13 protein-coding genes are annotated in these 17,112 nt (G+C 60.2%); 4 read left to right on the top strand and 9 right to left on the bottom strand.

The genetic code is table 11. The features are described from left to right. Nucleotides 1-19: 19 nt before the first annotated feature. Both Q0J85_RS06210 and Q0J85_RS06215 read left to right on the top strand, forming a co-directional pair. Entirely contained in the window at nucleotides 20-1,888 is a 1,869-nt protein-coding gene (locus Q0J85_RS06210) for a serine protease (RefSeq protein ID WP_294479225.1), read from the top strand. Between the two features lie 30 nt (nucleotides 1,889-1,918). Continuing rightward, nucleotides 1,919-2,143: a hypothetical protein gene (locus tag Q0J85_RS06215; protein ID WP_294479226.1), complete on the top strand. Its 225-nt coding sequence runs from the start codon at nucleotides 1,919-1,921 to the stop codon at nucleotides 2,141-2,143. Between the two features lie 63 nt (nucleotides 2,144-2,206). Here Q0J85_RS06215 and Q0J85_RS06220 read toward each other — a convergent pair whose 3' ends face one another. Continuing rightward, nucleotides 2,207-3,502, bottom strand: coding sequence for a class II aldolase/adducin family protein (locus Q0J85_RS06220; RefSeq protein ID WP_294479227.1), 1,296 nt, complete (start codon nucleotides 3,500-3,502; stop codon nucleotides 2,207-2,209). Between the two features lie 153 nt (nucleotides 3,503-3,655). Between Q0J85_RS06220 and typA the strand changes: the two genes are divergently transcribed. Both typA and Q0J85_RS06230 read left to right on the top strand, forming a co-directional pair. Then, nucleotides 3,656-5,461 carry a translational GTPase TypA gene (typA, locus tag Q0J85_RS06225; RefSeq protein WP_294479230.1) on the top strand — a complete coding sequence of 602 codons (1,806 nt, stop codon included), beginning with the start codon at nucleotides 3,656-3,658 and terminating at the stop codon, nucleotides 5,459-5,461. Between the two features lies 1 nt (nucleotide 5,462). Beyond that, nucleotides 5,463-6,800 (top strand): hypothetical protein, encoded by a 1,338-nt coding sequence (locus tag Q0J85_RS06230; RefSeq protein WP_294479234.1) that lies wholly within the window; start codon nucleotides 5,463-5,465, stop codon nucleotides 6,798-6,800. A 68-nt stretch (nucleotides 6,801-6,868) separates the two neighbouring features. On the opposite strand, the gene Q0J85_RS06235 is transcribed toward Q0J85_RS06230, so the two are convergent. The 8 genes from Q0J85_RS06235 to Q0J85_RS06270 all read right to left on the bottom strand — a co-directional run bounded on the left by Q0J85_RS06235 (nucleotide 6,869) and on the right by Q0J85_RS06270 (nucleotide 17,109). Further along, nucleotides 6,869-9,763, bottom strand: a complete 2,895-nt coding sequence (locus tag Q0J85_RS06235; protein WP_294479235.1) for a sialate O-acetylesterase — start codon at nucleotides 9,761-9,763, stop codon at nucleotides 6,869-6,871. Further along, nucleotides 9,760-10,872, bottom strand: a complete 1,113-nt coding sequence (ispG, locus tag Q0J85_RS06240; RefSeq protein ID WP_294479237.1) for a flavodoxin-dependent (E)-4-hydroxy-3-methylbut-2-enyl-diphosphate synthase — start codon at nucleotides 10,870-10,872, stop codon at nucleotides 9,760-9,762. Before ispG ends, Q0J85_RS06235 begins: the two co-directional genes overlap by 4 nt. Continuing rightward, on the bottom strand, nucleotides 10,853-12,592 hold the full coding sequence (locus Q0J85_RS06245; protein WP_294479240.1) for a M50 family metallopeptidase: 1,740 nt from the start codon (nucleotides 12,590-12,592) through the stop codon (nucleotides 10,853-10,855). Before Q0J85_RS06245 ends, ispG begins: the two co-directional genes overlap by 20 nt. Nucleotides 12,593-12,713: 121 nt before the next feature. Continuing rightward, nucleotides 12,714-14,333 (bottom strand): phospholipid carrier-dependent glycosyltransferase, encoded by a 1,620-nt coding sequence (locus Q0J85_RS06250; RefSeq protein WP_294479244.1) that lies wholly within the window; start codon nucleotides 14,331-14,333, stop codon nucleotides 12,714-12,716. After that, entirely contained in the window at nucleotides 14,330-15,481 is a 1,152-nt protein-coding gene (gene dxr / locus Q0J85_RS06255; RefSeq protein ID WP_294479247.1) for a 1-deoxy-D-xylulose-5-phosphate reductoisomerase, read from the bottom strand. The genes Q0J85_RS06250 and dxr overlap by 4 nt, the downstream gene beginning before the upstream one ends. A gap of 1 nt (nucleotide 15,482) precedes the next feature. Further along, complete coding sequence (gene dtd, locus Q0J85_RS06260) at nucleotides 15,483-15,923, bottom strand: D-aminoacyl-tRNA deacylase (protein ID WP_294479249.1); 441 nt, start codon at nucleotides 15,921-15,923, stop codon at nucleotides 15,483-15,485. Continuing rightward, nucleotides 15,920-16,459, bottom strand: coding sequence for a GTP cyclohydrolase I FolE (gene folE, locus Q0J85_RS06265; protein WP_294479253.1), 540 nt, complete (start codon nucleotides 16,457-16,459; stop codon nucleotides 15,920-15,922). Before folE ends, dtd begins: the two co-directional genes overlap by 4 nt. A 20-nt stretch (nucleotides 16,460-16,479) precedes the next feature. Further along, nucleotides 16,480-17,109, bottom strand: coding sequence for an SGNH/GDSL hydrolase family protein (locus Q0J85_RS06270; RefSeq protein ID WP_294479255.1), 630 nt, complete (start codon nucleotides 17,107-17,109; stop codon nucleotides 16,480-16,482). Nucleotides 17,110-17,112 lie beyond the last annotated feature (3 nt).

The raw sequence follows: 17,112 nt of genomic DNA on the forward strand, positions 1-17,112 counted from the left end.
GTCAGGAGGCATTGCGGGGATGATGATTCGGAATCTGGTGCGAAGATCTTATGGGTATTCGGGATGGGAAAGCGTCATCCGGCCGGTGTTCCTGGCATTCTGCCTGACCTGTTTCTGCGGGGTTGATGCCGAGGAACAGGCGAATCAGCTGAATACGGAAGCTCCCGCCCGGGACAATTCCGGCGGCAGCGGGCAGAAATCTTCGCTGCTGTCGCGAATCCGGAAGAATCACCGGGGAACAGCCGTCAGCGAGCGGGACAGCGATTACTATCTGATCGTGAAGTCGCCGGACGGGCGTGGTTCGGCCTTTCTGGTCCGGCTGTGGGAGCAGCCGGTCATCGTGACGAATGCGCATGTCTTTCTTTCGATGAAAGATCCCGAGATTGTGGACATCAACGGGCGGAAGTACGTTCCGAAAGAGGTGCTTGCCTCGAAAACGCGCGATCTGGTCATCATCTCCTACGAGGGGGCGGAACAGGAGCAGCGGGAACTGCTGACCGCGGTCGGCGATGCGGGAGCCATTCCGATTGACACCGGGGTGGTTGCTTACGGCAACAGCCTTGGCGACGATGTGATCGTCACGCAGAAAGGGAAACTGCTCGGCATCGGCCCGGATAAGATTGAAGTCGATGCTCCTTTCGTTCCCGGCAACTCGGGCGGCCCGGTGGTGCTGGACGAGGGGGGCGAGGTGATTGGCGTCTCGACATATCTGCGCATTCTTGAACCGGATCGGAGCACGACCGGTTCCAAATACGAGGCGACGAAACTGAAGCGGCAGGTGCGGCGGTTTGCCACCCGCATCGACAATCTTGATCCCTCCGATCTCGAACCGGTCTTTCTGGAGAAGATCGGCCGCGAGCGGGAACTGGTGCGCCGAAGCAGCGAATGGGTCTCCTGCATCAGCGACACCTTCAAGGAGGATGAGGAGTTCACGCTCGAGCGGTTTCAGGATTTTCGCGAAGAGTGCTTCCGCCGCTGCCGGGTGCTGATCGAGGGGGAGGCGGCGGAATGGAGCAACACTTATCTGCGGAACAAGTTTTCCGAGAACCGCGAAATGATCGAGGCGGTTCTGAAGGTGCTGAAGCTCGATTTTCTTGTGGAGATCTCCCGGATCGGAGTACTGCTTGATGAACACGCGTCCAGTCTGCTTTCTGTGAAGCGCGAGGGATCTCCCGTGCGCTGTTTCTTCTGCATGGGCAGCGGAAAAAATTCGATCAAGAAACCGAATCCGCTTTATAGGCCGAAATCCGCTTACGCCCGCTGGGTCATCGAACGCAGGAAGTGCCCGGTCTGCAACGGGAACGGCAAACGTCCGCTCTGGTCGGAACGGATCTGCTTCACCTACCCGAAGGAGCTCGAGGATGCCGCCGGGCGGCACATTGCGGAAGCCGGGCAGACGTTCTGCGGATTTCTTCTCGGTGGAATGGAACAGCAGGAGCTTGCCCGGTTCGTGTTTTACCGGAAGAAGCCGCTCTATCGCATCCCGAACGCGTTCGGCGAGACGCTGGTTTTCGCCGGAAATCACTTTGACCGTTCCGCGACCTGCACGGCGCTGACTTTCATGTTCGGTCGGCTGCTCTGCGTGGAGATCGTGACGCCGCAGCTGGAGAAAGGGGGAATCCGCGAAGGGTTGACGCGCTATCTGAAAGAGGAGCTGTCGGACTCTTCGCCGTTCTATGTTCAGGCGATCCGGATCGTGGATCGGAAGATGATTCCTCTGGATTTGCGCGGGCGTCCTCTGCTCAAGCCGGTGAAGCCGCAGCGGATGGAGGACGACCCGGAGTATGACGGCATGATCGTGCGTGGTGTTCACTCCTGTTTCGGCGCGATCAACGCGCTGGATCTGAATTCTCTCGCGGAGAAAAACCGGAAAGCTCAAAATCAATGAATCTGTTCAGCACAGTGCTGTAACGAACACATGACAGTCGCGATATCCATTCTTTCGGCGGGAGTTGTCACGTTTGTCGTGATGATCGTTTCGCTGATTTTCGTCCACCGGCTTTGGAGATGGGTCGAGGAGTATTCGGGTGTCGAAAATTTAACTCCCCGGCTCTATCTCGCCTGGATTCTGCTTGGGGCCGCGCTGTTCTGCGGACTCTTCATCGGAACGAGATCGCTGCTGGAATCCCTTTTCGGAAATTGAAAAAAATCCCGGAGTTTCCGCAGGAAAACTCCGGGACGCGATTTCAGAATTCGATTCCGATGATCACGGAATGAGCTTGAACGCTTTCACAAGGTCGGCGATCTGTTCGTCGTTGATCGGCTTCATCCCGCCGAGATTGCGCGCGCTGATGGTCGCCTTGGCGCTGTATTCCGCAACTTCCATGCGGTCGAACGCCTCAAGCAGCGTGCGACCGCTCGAGATCATGCAGTCGTTCTGAATCATGATGATCGGATAGCGCGGCGAGAGCGTTCCGGTGATCTTCCCGAGCTCGCGGAACTGGGTTCCGAACGGGAAGGTCGGCATTTCGCGCAGCAGAATGTAGCACTCGGGAATCACGCGCGGATCGAACTCCTCGTGCGCGACCATGTAGCCCATGAGGTGCGGCGGGTTCGCGATGATGAGCGAGTTGATCTCCGGCTGGGCGTCGAAGATCGCGCGGAAGAGCCAGGCGGCCCGGCTGAGTTTGCGACCCGATTCGTAGCGCATTCCCTTGACCAGCACCATATCTTCGGGCTGGATGTTGCCGCGGTCGACGTCACGCGGGGTGATGAGAATCCGTTCTTTGTCGACGCGCACCGCAAAGGTCCCCTCGGTGCTCGTAAAGAGCATCTGCTTGTAGGCGCGGCGGATCAGCAGCGCCATCTGGTAACGCAGCTCCATTTCGTCGCTGGAGCGCACTTCCGGGTCGAACGGCCGGAAGTCGATGTTGCGGTCGAGCTGGCTGAATTCGATCTCCGTATCGGAGAGGTAATGCGGCGTGCCGAGCTGGATCGCGCGGTTGATGAGCCGGGCGCAGAAGTCGAGCGTCTCAAACCGCTGGAACGCCTCCTGAAGTGTGGATCCGGCCGTGCAGGCTCCGTGGTTTTCAAGCAGGATCGTCGAGTGTCCTGCGGAAAAAGCCGCGGCGACGTTCCGCCCGAGTGCTTCGCTGCCGGGAACTTCATAGGGAGCATAGCCGACCGTGCCGCAGATCATTTTGGCGGCGGCATGGACGTTGGTGTCCGGAATCCTCCCGGCCACGCTGAAAGAGACCAGCGCGGGCGGGTGCGCATGCAGAATCCCCTTGATATCGGGGCGCATCTTGTAGATCGCGCGATGGAACGGAAATTCACTCGACGGTTTGTGGCGTCCCTCGATGGTCCCGTCGGGTTTCACGCAGACGATGTCCTCGCGGCGCAGCGTTCCCTTGTCGACGCTGCCGGGACTGATCCACATGTTGCCGTCGGAGTCGAGGATCGAGAGGTTTCCACCGCTGGTGGTTGTCATGCCGTATCCGTAGATACGTTTCATGATGTCCACAATCTGGTCGCGCGGATGGACGAAGTTTTTCTTGTTCATAATGTAACGCTTTCCGGAATATGGGTTGAACGTGATGATAATATACACGTAATTTCCGGATCCTGCAAGTGATGTTTCATTGAAAAACGGGCTTACCGGTGCTATATTGTAAAGATTTACTTTTCAACATGTGAACAGAGGTACAGAAAGTCCATGCGTGACTTGAGAAACATTGCGATCATCGCCCACGTCGACCACGGCAAGACGACGCTGGTCGATCAGATCATGAGGCAGGCCAAAATTTTCCGTGAAAACGAAGTAGTCGCCGACTGCTTCCTCGACAGCAACGATCTGGAGCGCGAACGCGGTATCACGATCCTGTCGAAAAACATCAGCATCGAGTACAAGAACGTCAAGATCAACATCATCGACACCCCGGGACACAGTGATTTCGGCGGTCAGGTCGAACGGGTGCTGAAACTTGCCGACGGCGTGATCCTGCTGGTCGACTCCGCCGAGGGGCCGATGCCGCAGACCCGCTTCGTCCTCGACAAGGCGCTGCAGCTGAACCTGCGGCCGGTGGTCGTCATCAACAAGATCGACAAACCTGATGCCCGCCCGGACGCGGTGCACACGAAAGTGTTCGATCTCTTCTGCGAACTCAATGCGAGTGACGAACAGCTCGATTTCCCGCTGCTCTACGCCTCGGGACGTGACGGCTGGGCGGTGCGGAATCTCAACGATCCGCGCGAATCGATTTACCCGCTGCTTGATGCGATCATCGAGTTCGTTCCGCCGCCGCAGCGGGCCGAGGGCCCTGTTCAGTGCCAGGTTGCGACGCTCGATTACTCGAATTTCGTCGGCCGTATCGGAATCGGCCGTGTCTACCGCGGCACACTTGACACCCGCAAGCCGCTCGTGATCGTCAAACGTGATGGAACCATTGAGAACACCCAGGTGAAACAGCTTTTCACTTTTGAGGGAATCGGCCGCAAGGAGACCAGTGTGGTCGAGTGCGGCGACCTCTGCGCGATTGTCGGAATTCTGGACATCGACATCTCCGACACGATCTGCGATGCGGAACACCCCGAGGCGATGCCGGCGATTGCGATCGATGAGCCGACCATCTCGATGATGTTCCGGATCAATGACTCTCCGTTCTTCGGACGCGAGGGAAAATACGTCGGCAGCCGCCAGCTGCGCGAACGGCTCTTCAAGGAAGTCGAACGCGATGTGGCGCTGCGGGTGGAGGATGTCAACGGCGAGGCGTTCAAAGTTTCGGGTCGCGGCGTGCTGCATCTGGCGATTCTGATCGAAACGATGCGGCGCGAGGGGTACGAGTTCGCTGTGGCGAAGCCGCAGGTGATCTGCAAGATGATCGACGGCGTGAAGAACGAGCCGATCGAGCGCCTCAGTGTCGACGTCCCCTCCGAATTCGCCGGCAAGATCATCGAGATCGTCGGCCAGCGGCGCGGAGAACTCATCCAGATGGAGTCGCGCGGCACACGGCAGCTCGTGGAATTCTTCATCCCGACCCGCGGACTCATCGGATTGCGCAGCAAGGCGCTTACCGCGAGCCAGGGCGAAGCGATCGTCTCGCACTTGTTCGATCACTACGAGCCGTTCAAGGGCCCGATTCCCTCCCGCACGAACGGGACGATGGTCAGCATGGCGCAGGGGAAGGCGATTCCGTTCGCGATCGACGGACTTCAGCAGCGCGGTGAATTCTTCATCGAGCCGGGTGTGGATTGCTATGAGGGCATGATCGTCGGCGAGCACTGCAAGGAGGGCGATCTTGTGGTCAACGTCCAGCGGGCGAAGCAGCTTACGAATATGCGCGCCGCCGGGAGCGACCGGAACATGAAGATCGCACCGGCGCGCAAAATGTCGCTTGAACAGGCGCTCGAATACATCGAGGACGATGAGCTCGTCGAGGTGACGCCGCTGAACATCCGGCTGCGCAAACTCTACCTGACCGAGCTCGAGCGTCGGCGAAACCGCGTCAAGACGGAAGAGTGAGATGAATCGGGCGGCCATCCTGATTTTCGCCCTGTTGTTTTCCTCCGCCACTGCGTTCGCGGCGGCGAAGAATGTGATCGTGTTTTTCGTCAACGGTGCGAATCAGGCGCAGCTGGAGTTTGCCCGGCAGGTTGGAACGGAGATCGCCGGGATGTCGAATCTTTCCGCACTTCCGGTCGGGGGGACGCTTCTGCCGTTGCCGGGGGCGTTTCAGAACCCTGCGCTTGCGACGATCAACGCCGCGCTCCTTGGTCGGGCGGAGGACGGAGCCGTCGGGGGAATCTCCTCCGGCGAGGAGCTCGATTCCGTCGCAACTCTGGCTCGTCTGCGGGGAAAGCGCGTCGGAATCGTTTCCGACGGGGAGTTGACCGGGGCTCTGCCCGGTGCGTTCTACGCCCATGAGCCGCTGTCGAGTGGAACGGGTGCCGTCGCCAACTGGTTGCCGTTGTGTGATTTCAACTTTCTTGCGGGGGAGGTCGTTGTCGCCCCTGACGAGGCTGCGGAGGACCGGATCGGCAGCGTGATGGCGCGCCTCGGCTACCGGAATGTTCTCGATCTCCGGAATCTTACGCCGCCGGTTTCCCGGCTTTTCATCCGTCACCGCGATCAGCCCGGCCGGGTCTATGCCTGGGAACGGGCGTCTGTGGAGGAGCGGGACCGTATGATCGGCTATGTCTCGGCCGCACTGAAGTGCCTGGACAATCGGAACGGTTTTTTCCTCGCCGCCGACTTCAGCAACGTGGCGCGCGCCGGGCTGGAGAACGACAGCTCCATGCTGCTGCGGGAGTTGTGGCTCTGTGACCGGGCATTGGGCGAGGCGCTGCGGTTCTTCAAAGAGAAGCCGGAAGATACCCTTTTGATCGTCGTATCCCTTTATGATGCGGGAGAGTTCCAGCTCTCCGGCGAGCCCGGGCCGGATTTTCCGGTCGGTCCGAGCCGGATGGCACTGCTGGCTGAATTGAACCGCTCTTCCCGCAGCTTCGACAAAGCTCTGGAGTTGCTTGGAGCCGGGGAACTGTTTGCCCCCGGCGCCGTGGAACTCCGGCTGCTTCACCGACTCTACTTCAATGTCCCGCATCTGGAGGACGGCGAGGTCGCTGCCGTGTTGCGTTCCGGTTTCGGAATCGCTCCGGAGACTCCGCTGCGCGACTATCGGGAGTGGATCGACCGGGTGCTGAGTCTGCGCGATCGTCATCTCGGCGCGCGCTGGGGATCGAAGCGGGTCGTCACCTCCCTGCTGCCGGTTCTGGCGATCGGGCAGGGGGCCTCCGCCTTTTCCGGCGAATATACGCTCGAGGAGTTCTCTTCCCGCCTGCGCGAAGCCGTCGGCCTCCTGTGACGACTGGATAAAACAAAACGGACTCCGGAACCGATGCGGCTCCGGAGCCCGGATTCGTTATGGCGTATTTACTCCATGTCGACGAGGACGTAGAGCCACGCATTCTTGTAGTTCTTCAGCGCGCCGGAGAATGTCCAGTCCGGATTGTTGGCGGGCTGGTTGCCGATTCCGATGTCGGCATTCCGGCCGGCCGGGAAGTTGTTGTAGGCGAAAATCGTCTGCTTCTCCCCGAAGTTGTGGATCTGCATCGAGCCGTAGCCGGGATCGACTCCCGGAGTGCGTTCGTCGCCGAAATCGAACGTGGTGTCGGAAGCTCCCGGAATCCCCGCGGCATTGGGATTGCTGTAATTGCATGACCAGAATTCGATGTTGCCCTCGGCGAACGTACCGGCCTTGACCTTGTTCGTGTTGGACTTGACTTCGAGATTGGCGATCTTCTTCTGGAAAAACGCGCCGGTCGACTTGGTCGGGACGCCGAGTTTGGCGACGCTCGGATCGAACGCATCCATCGCGGCATAGACCCAGCTTTCCCGGTTGTCATTGCCGGTCAGAACCATGAGATAGGCGACTCTCTTCGCTTTGCCGGTGAGGACGCTGCTGTTGTCGAACTCGTAGTTGACCCGGGTCCGGTCGCCGAAATTATTGCCGGTCCTGAGATCGTAGGCGTAGGCGAGCTTCATGGCGCCGGCTTCCGGCACGCGCGCCGTGACCTGTCCCATGAGTTCGGATTCCGACTTGCGCGGAACCTCGTCGACGAAGACGTACAAAGTCGCCTTGTTGTAGTTTTTCGCGGAACTGGAGAACGTCCAGTCCGGATTGTCGACAGGCTGGTTGCCGATGCCGAGGTCTGCATTCGCACCGGCCTCGAATTTGTTGTACGCGAAAATGGTCTGCCGCGCGCTGAAATTGTGAATCTGCATCGAGCCGTAGCCGATCTTGACGTTGTTGTCGATCTGGTCGCCGAAATCATAGGCGAAATCGCTGGCATTCGGAACTCTGGCGGCATTGCGCTGCGCGTAGTTGTTCGGCCAGAACTCGATGTTTCCCTCGTTGAACAAGCCGGTCTTGATGCTGTCGACGTTCGAATGCACATTCAAATTGCGCACGCGGGTCTGGAACTGCGCCCCGGTCGAACGGACCGGCACGCCGATCTGCTTCACATCCTGGGTGAACGGATCCATTGAGACGCAGACGAACTGCGCATTTCCGTTCTTATCCTCGAGACGGACCACGTAGGTGATCCGGGTGAGTTTGCCTTTGATCGCGTCGCTGTTGTCGAGCGTGTAACGGACTTTGGTCTTGTCGCCGAAACCGGAGCCGCTCTTGAGATCGTACTCGTAAACGAGCTTGCTGTTCGTCTGATAATAGGCGAGCAGTTCGCCGTAGGTCGGGGTGTACTGAATCCGGAATGAACCGAGCACCAGGCCCGCTTCGTTCGCGAGTTTCCCCTCGTTCGTCTGATTCCACATGTAGCGCACGCTCTTCGGAGCGGCGACGCGGTCGGAGCTGACGCGGATCTTCGTCCCGTCGATCACGGCTTTCGCCGGATAGAACGCGCCGTCCATGCCGGCGATCTCGAAGAACGGAATGTTGCCGTCAGCATTCTTCCAACTTTCAACGAATTTGAAGTCGAGGACGAAAGTATTTCCCTCCACCTTTGAATCTTTGAGGCGCGGCGAATCGGCCTTGATGTCGCTGCGGCCGTAATCGTTCTTCAGCGCCAGGTACGCGAGACGTTTGCCGACGACCTCCTTGTCGGCGGGATGGATGTCGCGGATGTTGTGAACCGCGTCGGTGATGACCGCCATGCCGACTTTTTCGTTGGCATCGGCGAACGCCTGCTGCGCTTCCCAGAGCTGCGGCAGAACCGTCGGATCGCCGCCGTAGGTGAACGGCGCGAGCTGCGCGAAGTAGAACGACATGCCCGGATTGTTGAACACCTTGCGCCAGCCGTTCAGCAGCGCCTGCATCTTGTGTTTGTAGAGCATCCGGTCGCCGAGGTTCGCTTCGCCCTGATACCAGATCGCGCCGCGCACGGCATAGGGCACGTAAGTCGCGAGCATCTTGTTGAAGAGCACAGTCGGCTGCTGGTGATTGTTGAACGGCTGCTGTTCCGCCGGGAACGCGGGCGGAGTCGGCGGCTGCTGGCCGTTGGCAATCGCATTTCTGTACTTTTCCATCCAGGCGGCGTAATCGGCCATCACCTTGTCGCTGACGGCCTTGTAATCGCTCGTCCCCGGGAGTTTCGCATTCACGGTTCTGGCGATGTTCGCGAGTTCCGGAACCGAATTGAATCCTTCCGGCGGCGTCCACGGTTCGATCCGGGTCCCGCCCCAGTAGGCGCCGATGATGCCGACCGGAACATCGAGCTCTTTCACGAGTTCACGGGCGAAGAAGAACGCGGCCGCACTTGCATCTTCAAGCTCTTTGCCGGGAACCGCGAGATTCCATTTCACCGGCTCTTTCGGCATGGCCGTACCGCTCCACTGCCGGGGCATCCGGGTGAAACGGAACGTCGGGATATTGGTTTTGTCGGCGACCTCCTTGCCCGTTCCGTTCGCGTTGCGGTGGCGGAAATTCGCTCCGCCGCCCCAGAGCGGCATCTCCATGTTGGACTGGCCGCTGGCGATCCACACTTCTCCGACGAGGACGTTTTTGGCACTCACGGTGTTGGTCGGGCCGGAGGCCTCCAGCGTGCGGTTCTCCTTGCTGGCGGAGAGAGGGGAGAGCTTGACCATCCACTTTCCGTCGGTACCGGCTGTGGTGGTCTGCGTCTGATCCGCGAATTTCACGGTGACGCTTTCACCCGGATCGGCCCAGCCCCAGACCGGGACTTCCATATCACGCTGCAGAACCGCATTGTCGGAAAAGACCGGCGCAAGTTCCACTTTCGCCTCGGCCGCGGTTCCGCTCAAAATGAGCGCCGCTGCCGGAAGCAGCTGCCTCCATCGGAATTTCATCATACCTTCCCTTTCTTTTTCTGACTGCATTTCAGAATTTCCGCCTTGAAACATTCAAATCCGGCCTCAGGCTCGAACGCTCCGACGACTTTGCCGAGTTTGAAGATGACAAGCTGTCCGTTTTTACTCCCGGCCATACCGAGATCGGCGTCACGCGCCTCGCCGGGGCCGTTGACCGCGCACCCCATGACCGCGACTTTACGCAGATTGATCTCGTACCCCTCCTGTTTGGCCGATGAGATAAATTGTTCCGCCCGCTCCGCCAGACCGATGAGGTCGATCTCCGTGCGGCCGCAGGTCGGGCAGGAGACGATTTCCGGGGAGGCGTCGCGCAGGCCGCACGCTTCGAGGATTCGCCTGCCCGTGACGACCTCTTCGGCCGGATCGCCCGTGAGACTGACCCGCAGCGTGTCGCCGATCCCCTCCATGAGCAGCGTCCCGATGCCGACCGCTGATTTGACGATGCCGCGACCGGGCGTCCCCGCCTCGGTCACGCCGATGTGCAGCGGGTAATCCGTTCGGTCTGCGAATTTGCGGTAAGCCGCGACTGTCACCGGAACGCTGGAGGATTTCAACGCCGCCTTGATTGCCGTAACGCCGAGTTTTTCGAGCATCCGGCACTGTTCGAGAGCACTTTCGACCAGTGCCTCGGCCATCGCCTCATCCCGGCTCATCCCCTGAGATTCAAATTTGTGCAGCAGCGCCGGCCGCACGCTTCCGGAATTCGCTCCGACCCGGATCGGAACGTTCCGTTTGACCGCTTCGGCCGCAACGAGTTCCAGACCCTCTCCGAGATTGCCGGGATTGAGTCGGACGGCGTCTACGTCGCTCTCCATCGCCGCGAGCGCGAGCCGGTAGTCGAAATGAATATCCGCCACGAGCGGAATCGGGCTCGCCGCCCGGATTTCCGCCAGCGCCCGCGCCGCCTCCTGATCGGGCACCGCGAGCCGCACGATCTCGCAGCCGAGCTCATGAAGCTGTCGGATCTGCGCGAGCGTCGAAGCGACGTCGCGCGTATCGGTATTGGTCATCGACTGGATCGACACCGGATTTCCGCCGCCGATGGCGACGTTCCCGATCCGGATGATTCTGCTATTGCGCCGCTGTAACATGTTCTTCTACCGGTTTCTCCTGAACTTTTTCCGTATCCGGAAGCTGTTTCCGGGTGGTCTCCGGTTTGCTGGACAGAACTCCCGTCTGGCGCAGCAGCCGGCGGCCGTCGGAGAATGTGACGTAAACCATGAGCCCGACCAGCAGCACCACAAACACCATCGAGAGCCCCTTGATGACAACCGTCGGCAGCGGTTTGCGGAAGATGATCTCAATCAGGCCGAACAGAATGTGCCCGCCATCGAGCACCGGCAGCGGAAACAGATTGAAAATCGCCAGTGCGAACGAGATGATGACCAGAAAATAGATTGCGCTCATGAATGACGTATGACGCACCGAAGTGAAGAGCACCGTCCCCATCCCGAGAACGCCGGACATGTGGCTCGGCTTGAGCGAACTGGTCTGTTCGGTCAGCCCGAGTTTGTTGCCGACTCCGACCAGAATCCCGACGAGCGATTTCTCCGTCATGTCGATCGTATTGACCAGCTGTTGAAACGGGGTCGGATGGTCGAGCATTTCGATCTCGGCGCCGATGGTCTGCGGTGTGCAGAGGATCGGTGCAATGGTGAGTTCCTGCGTCTCGCCGTTCCGTTCCAGCTCAATGACGCTGGGCGCATTTTTGTTCTTCGTGATTTGCTCTTTGAACTCCACGTTGCTGGAGACGGGAATCCCGTTGACTTTCAGAAGCCGGTCGCCCGGCTGCAGTCCCGCCGTTTCCGCAGGATAGCCGGGGATGAGCGACCCCACCAGCGCCTTGTTGCCGTTTTTGGCGATATCGAAGTTGATTCCGATCAGATAGGCCGTGTTTTCTTCGCCGGTGAGTTCAGGGATCGCTTTGGGCCGCACGGAGACTTCCAGCAGTTTCCCGTCGCGCTGCAGAGTCAGGCGGACCGGCAGACCGCGGCTGCCGGCAAGGTCGATTGCACTCTGATACTCGAGAAATTCCGACAGCGGTTTGCCGTCGACTGCGATCACGACGTCGCCCGGTTTGATCCCCGCCTGTTCCGCAGGAGAACCGTCTTCCGGATGGATTGCGATCGGAACCAGCACCGTGAAATACGGCCAGGCGATTCCCTCGGCGCCGAGCTGGCCGGGAGCGTCCGGATTTTCCACCGGGACGTAGGAGATCTGCAGCGTTTTCCCATCCCGCACCACGTCGAACGTCACTTCGCCGACCGTCAGCAGGATCTTGTTGAGAATGACCTCTTTCCAGGTCGAGAAGAACGGTTCCCCGTTGATCTTCACGATCTTGTCCCCGGGGCGGAGTCCGGCGGCCCATTCCGGGCCGTTCTTATCGACCGTGAGCACGGAGAATTCCCGCATTTTCGGCGAATCCTGCGGAATCCCGATCCACCAGACGAAGCAGCCGATCAGCAGCCCCGAGAGAATATTGAAAAGCGGTCCCGCCACCGCCGTGATGATCCGGTCCAGCGGTTTGGCACGCGGCAGTTCCGTCCCGTCGGCGGCTTTCGGAATCGCATCGGTCGCATCGACCTGCGGCAGTTCGACGTAACCGCCGAACGGCAGCCAGCCGAGACGATACTCCACTCCGTTGATTTTCTTCCGCCAGAACGGCTTGAAGCCGAGTGAAAACGCGTCGATATGCAGTCCCCTCCATTTTGCCGCGAGAAAGTGGCCGAGCTCATGCGAGAAAATGCAGAACCCGATCGCCACAAAAACGAAGATAATCGAAAGTATATTTAAAATCCAGTCCAAGATCATTCTATTTGATTCCCTCTCAGTTACCGTTCCGGGAGGATGTCGGCCATCCGCTCCCGCATCTTAAAAACATATGAACATATCATAACCGTTTTCCGGCCGTTTTCAAGTGTCGCGCCCGGATTTATTTCTTTTTTCCTGGCGGCACGAGGCGAAAAACGGCCGTTGCCCCGGGGTATTGATTCAGAAACTGTTCCCAGTTCAGTCTGCCGGGATCTTCGATTTTCGCTCCCATCAGATAATAACGGTACTTGACCTGATCCGTCGTAATCGAGGGGCAGAGCCACAGATTCAGCGAAAGACTTTCCGGAAGTTCCATGAATGAGCAGAAGAGTTCGATCGCGGCTTTCTCGGGAAGCGGACGGATGAATGCGATGACCGTATCTCCCCGGTCGGGCGCGCCTTTCAACTCCTCCAGCCCGTACATGTGGCCGAACCAGGCGCCCAGCCGAACCGGAATCCCCGGCACGTCGAGAGGAAATTCCCGCTCCGCGCCGCTTCCTGCGCCGCCGTTCAGAACCGGTTCCGGATTGCGACTCAAAATCAGCAGCGTCCGGGAACGTCCCTGCGGCAGCTGCGCGATCCGGCGCAGCTGTTCACGGTAGGCATCCGGATAATTGTTCCAGGCCAGCGGGCGCGTATCGTTGGCGGGAAGCAGCACGGTGATCTCTTCCGGAAGTTCCCGGATCGTGTCGTGCAGCGCATACCACTCCGGATACGGCTCCCGGCAGGCCGCTGCAATCGAATAGAGTCCGGCCGCCGCAAAGAGGATGAGTATCGCGCGCTTCAACTTCGGCAATCGCCGTGAAAGCAGCGTACAGCCGCAGGCCGCCGCCAGCGCCGTGGCCGCCACGAGCGGCAGATAGGTGCGCGACGGCCCGCCGTTGAAAAGCAGCGCCGCCGCAATCAGGCAGCCCCAGAGCCAGAGTACCGGCCAGGAGCGGCGAAACCTGAGCAGCAGTGCCGCAAGCGCGGGCAAATAGAGATAGAACGGCACACTCAGCACCATCGAATTCGTGAGGAATTCGAGAAATGCGGTCGGAGAATCGATCGGGATTCCCCAGTTCTGGTTCGCCGCGAAATTGTCCAGATTGATTACGACCCAGATCAGACAGAAGAGTCCGCCGCAGGCGAGTGCCGCCGCTCCCGGCAGATAGCGGCTCAACTGATTCCGGCAGCGGAACACGCAGACGCATCCGATCGCACCGAGATAGAATGCGGATGTCGGCAGCGTCAGCATCGAACCGATTGCGCCGAGCAGAATTCCGATCACTCCCGGAACCGGATGTCTCCGCACGGTAACAAGTCCGGCCGTATAAGCCAGCAGCAGACAGAGCTGCAGCGAGTAGCCCCGCGCCTGCTGGGAATAGAAAACCGCCCCCGGCAGCACCGCGAGAAAAAACATCGCCCAGAGTGCCGTGCTCCGGCGTTTCCACAAGCCCAGCGCCGTGATTCCCGCCAGCGGGACAGCCAGCATGCCCGCCGCCAGCGACCCGAGCCGGATCCAGGTCACCGGCGCTCCCGTCAAAGCGATCAACTTGACCAGCAGCGAGTTCAGCGGATGGTTGTTCGGCAGCGCCAGATCCGTGAAGATCCTCGACACCGGGCCGGCGGCGTAACTTTCCAGTGTCCAGATTTCGTCGTATTCGAGGGCGTCGCCGAATCGGAGCAGACGCAGTGCCAACGCCAGCAGCATCAGAAGCGCCGCCGTCAGATAGAACTGCTTCCTGCGGCGGGTCATCATCTCTGTACGCTCCCGGCGTAACGGCGCGCCCAGGCGTCCGCGGAGCGGATGGCGGCGAGATCGGACTGCGGCTGCGTCTCGTGTGCAGTCATGGTTTTTTCGATGATGCTCCAGATCGCCGGGAAGGGGATTTCCCCGCGGCGGAACCGGTCGACGGCGACTTCGTTTGCGGCGTTCATCACGCCGGGGAGCGTGCCGCCGCGATTCATCGCCTCACGGGCGAATTCGAGGGCAGGGTATTTCCCCGGTTCCGGCAGCCGGAGCTCGAGTGAGAGGCGCGAGGCAAAGTCCAGTTCAGGCAGATCGGTCGCCGCCCGTTCGGGATAGGTCAGCGCATACGTGATCGCGAACCGCATGTCCGGCTTCGAGAGCTGGGCGATGAGACTCGAGTCCGTCAGCTCCACGAGCGAGTGAATGACCGACTGCGGGTGAATCAGCACCCGGATCTGATCCGGATGAACCCCGAACAGGTGGCGCGCCTCAATCATTTCGAGCGCCTTGTTCATCATCGAAGCGGAATCGATCGTGACTTTCGCCCCCATATTCCAGGTCGGGTGGGCGAGGGCGTCTTCGAGTTTCGCGGAGGCGATCTGCTCGCGCGTCCACTCCCGGAATGCGCCGCCGGAGGCGGTCAGATAGAGATGTTTGATCTCTCCGGGCCGCCGTCCCGCGAGGCACTGGAAGATCGCCGAGTGTTCGCTGTCCACCGGGATGATCTCGCTTTCGGGATGGGCTGCAAGTTCACGGGCGATGATCTCTCCGGCCAGAACGAGAATTTCCTTGCTCGCAAGCGCAATTCGTTTTCCCGCCCGGATCGCGGCGATGACCGGTTCGAGCCCGGCCGTCCCGACGATCGCGCAGAGCACAATGTCGGTTTCCGGAGAAGTGACCAGTTCGAGCACTTTCTCCATGCCGCCCGCCGCCCGGCAGCCCGCCGGAAGCCGCCCGGCGAGCTCCTGTTCCCGGGCCGGATCCGTCGTGACCGTCCACTCCGGATGGAACTGTGCCGCCTGGGCCGCGAGTTCCTCAAGATTGTTCCGGGCGACCAGCCCGACCACGCGAAACCGTTCCGGGAGCGCAGCCAATGCCGAACGCGCGCTCTTTCCGATGGAGCCTGTCGCTCCGAGTACCACCACCCCTTTACTCATCTTACCGTGACTCCACCATGATTGTCACCGGGCCGTCGTTCACGAGGGAGAGTTTCATGTCTGCCCCGAATCGGCCGGTCGCGACCCGCACCCCGTATCCGCGGCACAGTTCGACGAATGTTTCGTAGAGCGGATTCGCCAGCTCCGGCCGCGCGGCTTCCGTGAATGACGGCCGCCGCCCGTGGGAGGCATCACCGTACAGCGTGAACTGCGAAACGATGAGCGCCTCGCCGCCGATGTCGAGCAGCGAACGGTTCATCTTGCCCGCCTCGTCCTCGAAAATGCGCAGATTCATGCACTTCTCCGCGACGAATGCCGCCTCTTTCTCCGTGTCGGAATGCGTGATCCCGAGCAGGATAACCAGCCCCGGGCCGATTTCGCCGATCCGTTCGCCGGCGACATCGACGCTGCCGCGGGCCGCCCGCTGCACCAGCGCTCTCATCGGATCAGGCGCGTGAATTCGTTGCGGGTCGCAAGTTCCCTCCGGAACGACCCGATCATCGAACTCGTGGTCATGACCGAGTGCTGTTTTTCGACGCCGCGCATCTGCATGCAGAGATGCTGCGCCTCCATGACCACGCCGACTCCCTGCGCCCCGAGGATGCTCATGAGCGCCTCCGAGATCTGTTTCGTGAGCCGTTCCTGCACCTGAAGCCGCCGTGCGAACATATCGACAATGCGTGCGACTTTGCTCACGCCGATGATCTTCCCGTCCGGGATGTAGCCGACGTGGCATTTGCCGAAAAACGGCAGCATGTGATGTTCGCAAAGACTGAAGAATTCAATGTCCCGCACGATGACCATATCATCGGATTCCGCCTCGAAAAGCGCCCCGTTGACCACCTTTTCCAACGTTTGCGTATAGCCGCGCGTGAGGTAGCGGAGACTCTTCTCCACCCGTGCCGGCGTATCGACCAGCCCCTCGCGCGACGGATCTTCCCCCATCTCCACGAGAAGCTCGTGAATCTGCTGCTGCATGTGTGTGATCTCCCCGCCGGTTATAACACGTCCGCCGCCGCCTTGAGCCAGGCATCGGCCATCAACTGATGGCCGCAGGGGGTCGGATGCACTCCATCACCGAGAATCTTCGCCGGATCTCCCGCTTTCGCCGCGGCTGCCGAAAGAACGCTCTGGAACGGGACGAATACGGTCCGGTACTCTTCGGCGAGATCTTTCACCACTTTGCGCCGTTCGTTGATCTCATTGACCCAGGCGGGCGTGACGACCCCGGTTTCGAGCACGAAAGGTTCGCACAGCACGAGCGCGCACGCCGGGAGTTTCTCCCGCGTCCAGTCGAGCAGTTTCCGGTAAAACTCCGCATAGCGCGGCACTTCCACCCCGTTGTTGTACGAGAATTCGTGCCACGTGTCGTTCACGCCGATCAGGATCGACAGCACGTCCGGATTCAAATTCAGCGCGTCGATTTTCCAGCGCGCGTAGAGATCCACCACCCGGTTGCCGCTGATGCCGCGGTTGATGACCGTCGGCTCGTCGCCGAGGTGTTCCGCCTGCAGTCGCGCCGAGATGAAGAACGGGTAACCCATGCCGAGACTTGCCGACGGATCCTGACTGCATGTGCGGCCGCAGTCCGTGATCGAATCTCCCTGAAACAGAATCGTCTTGCTCATAAT

Origin of the sequence: uncultured Victivallis sp. (assembly GCA_944389935.1) — a bacterium.
Classification (GTDB): domain Bacteria; phylum Verrucomicrobiota; class Lentisphaeria; order Victivallales; family Victivallaceae; genus Victivallis.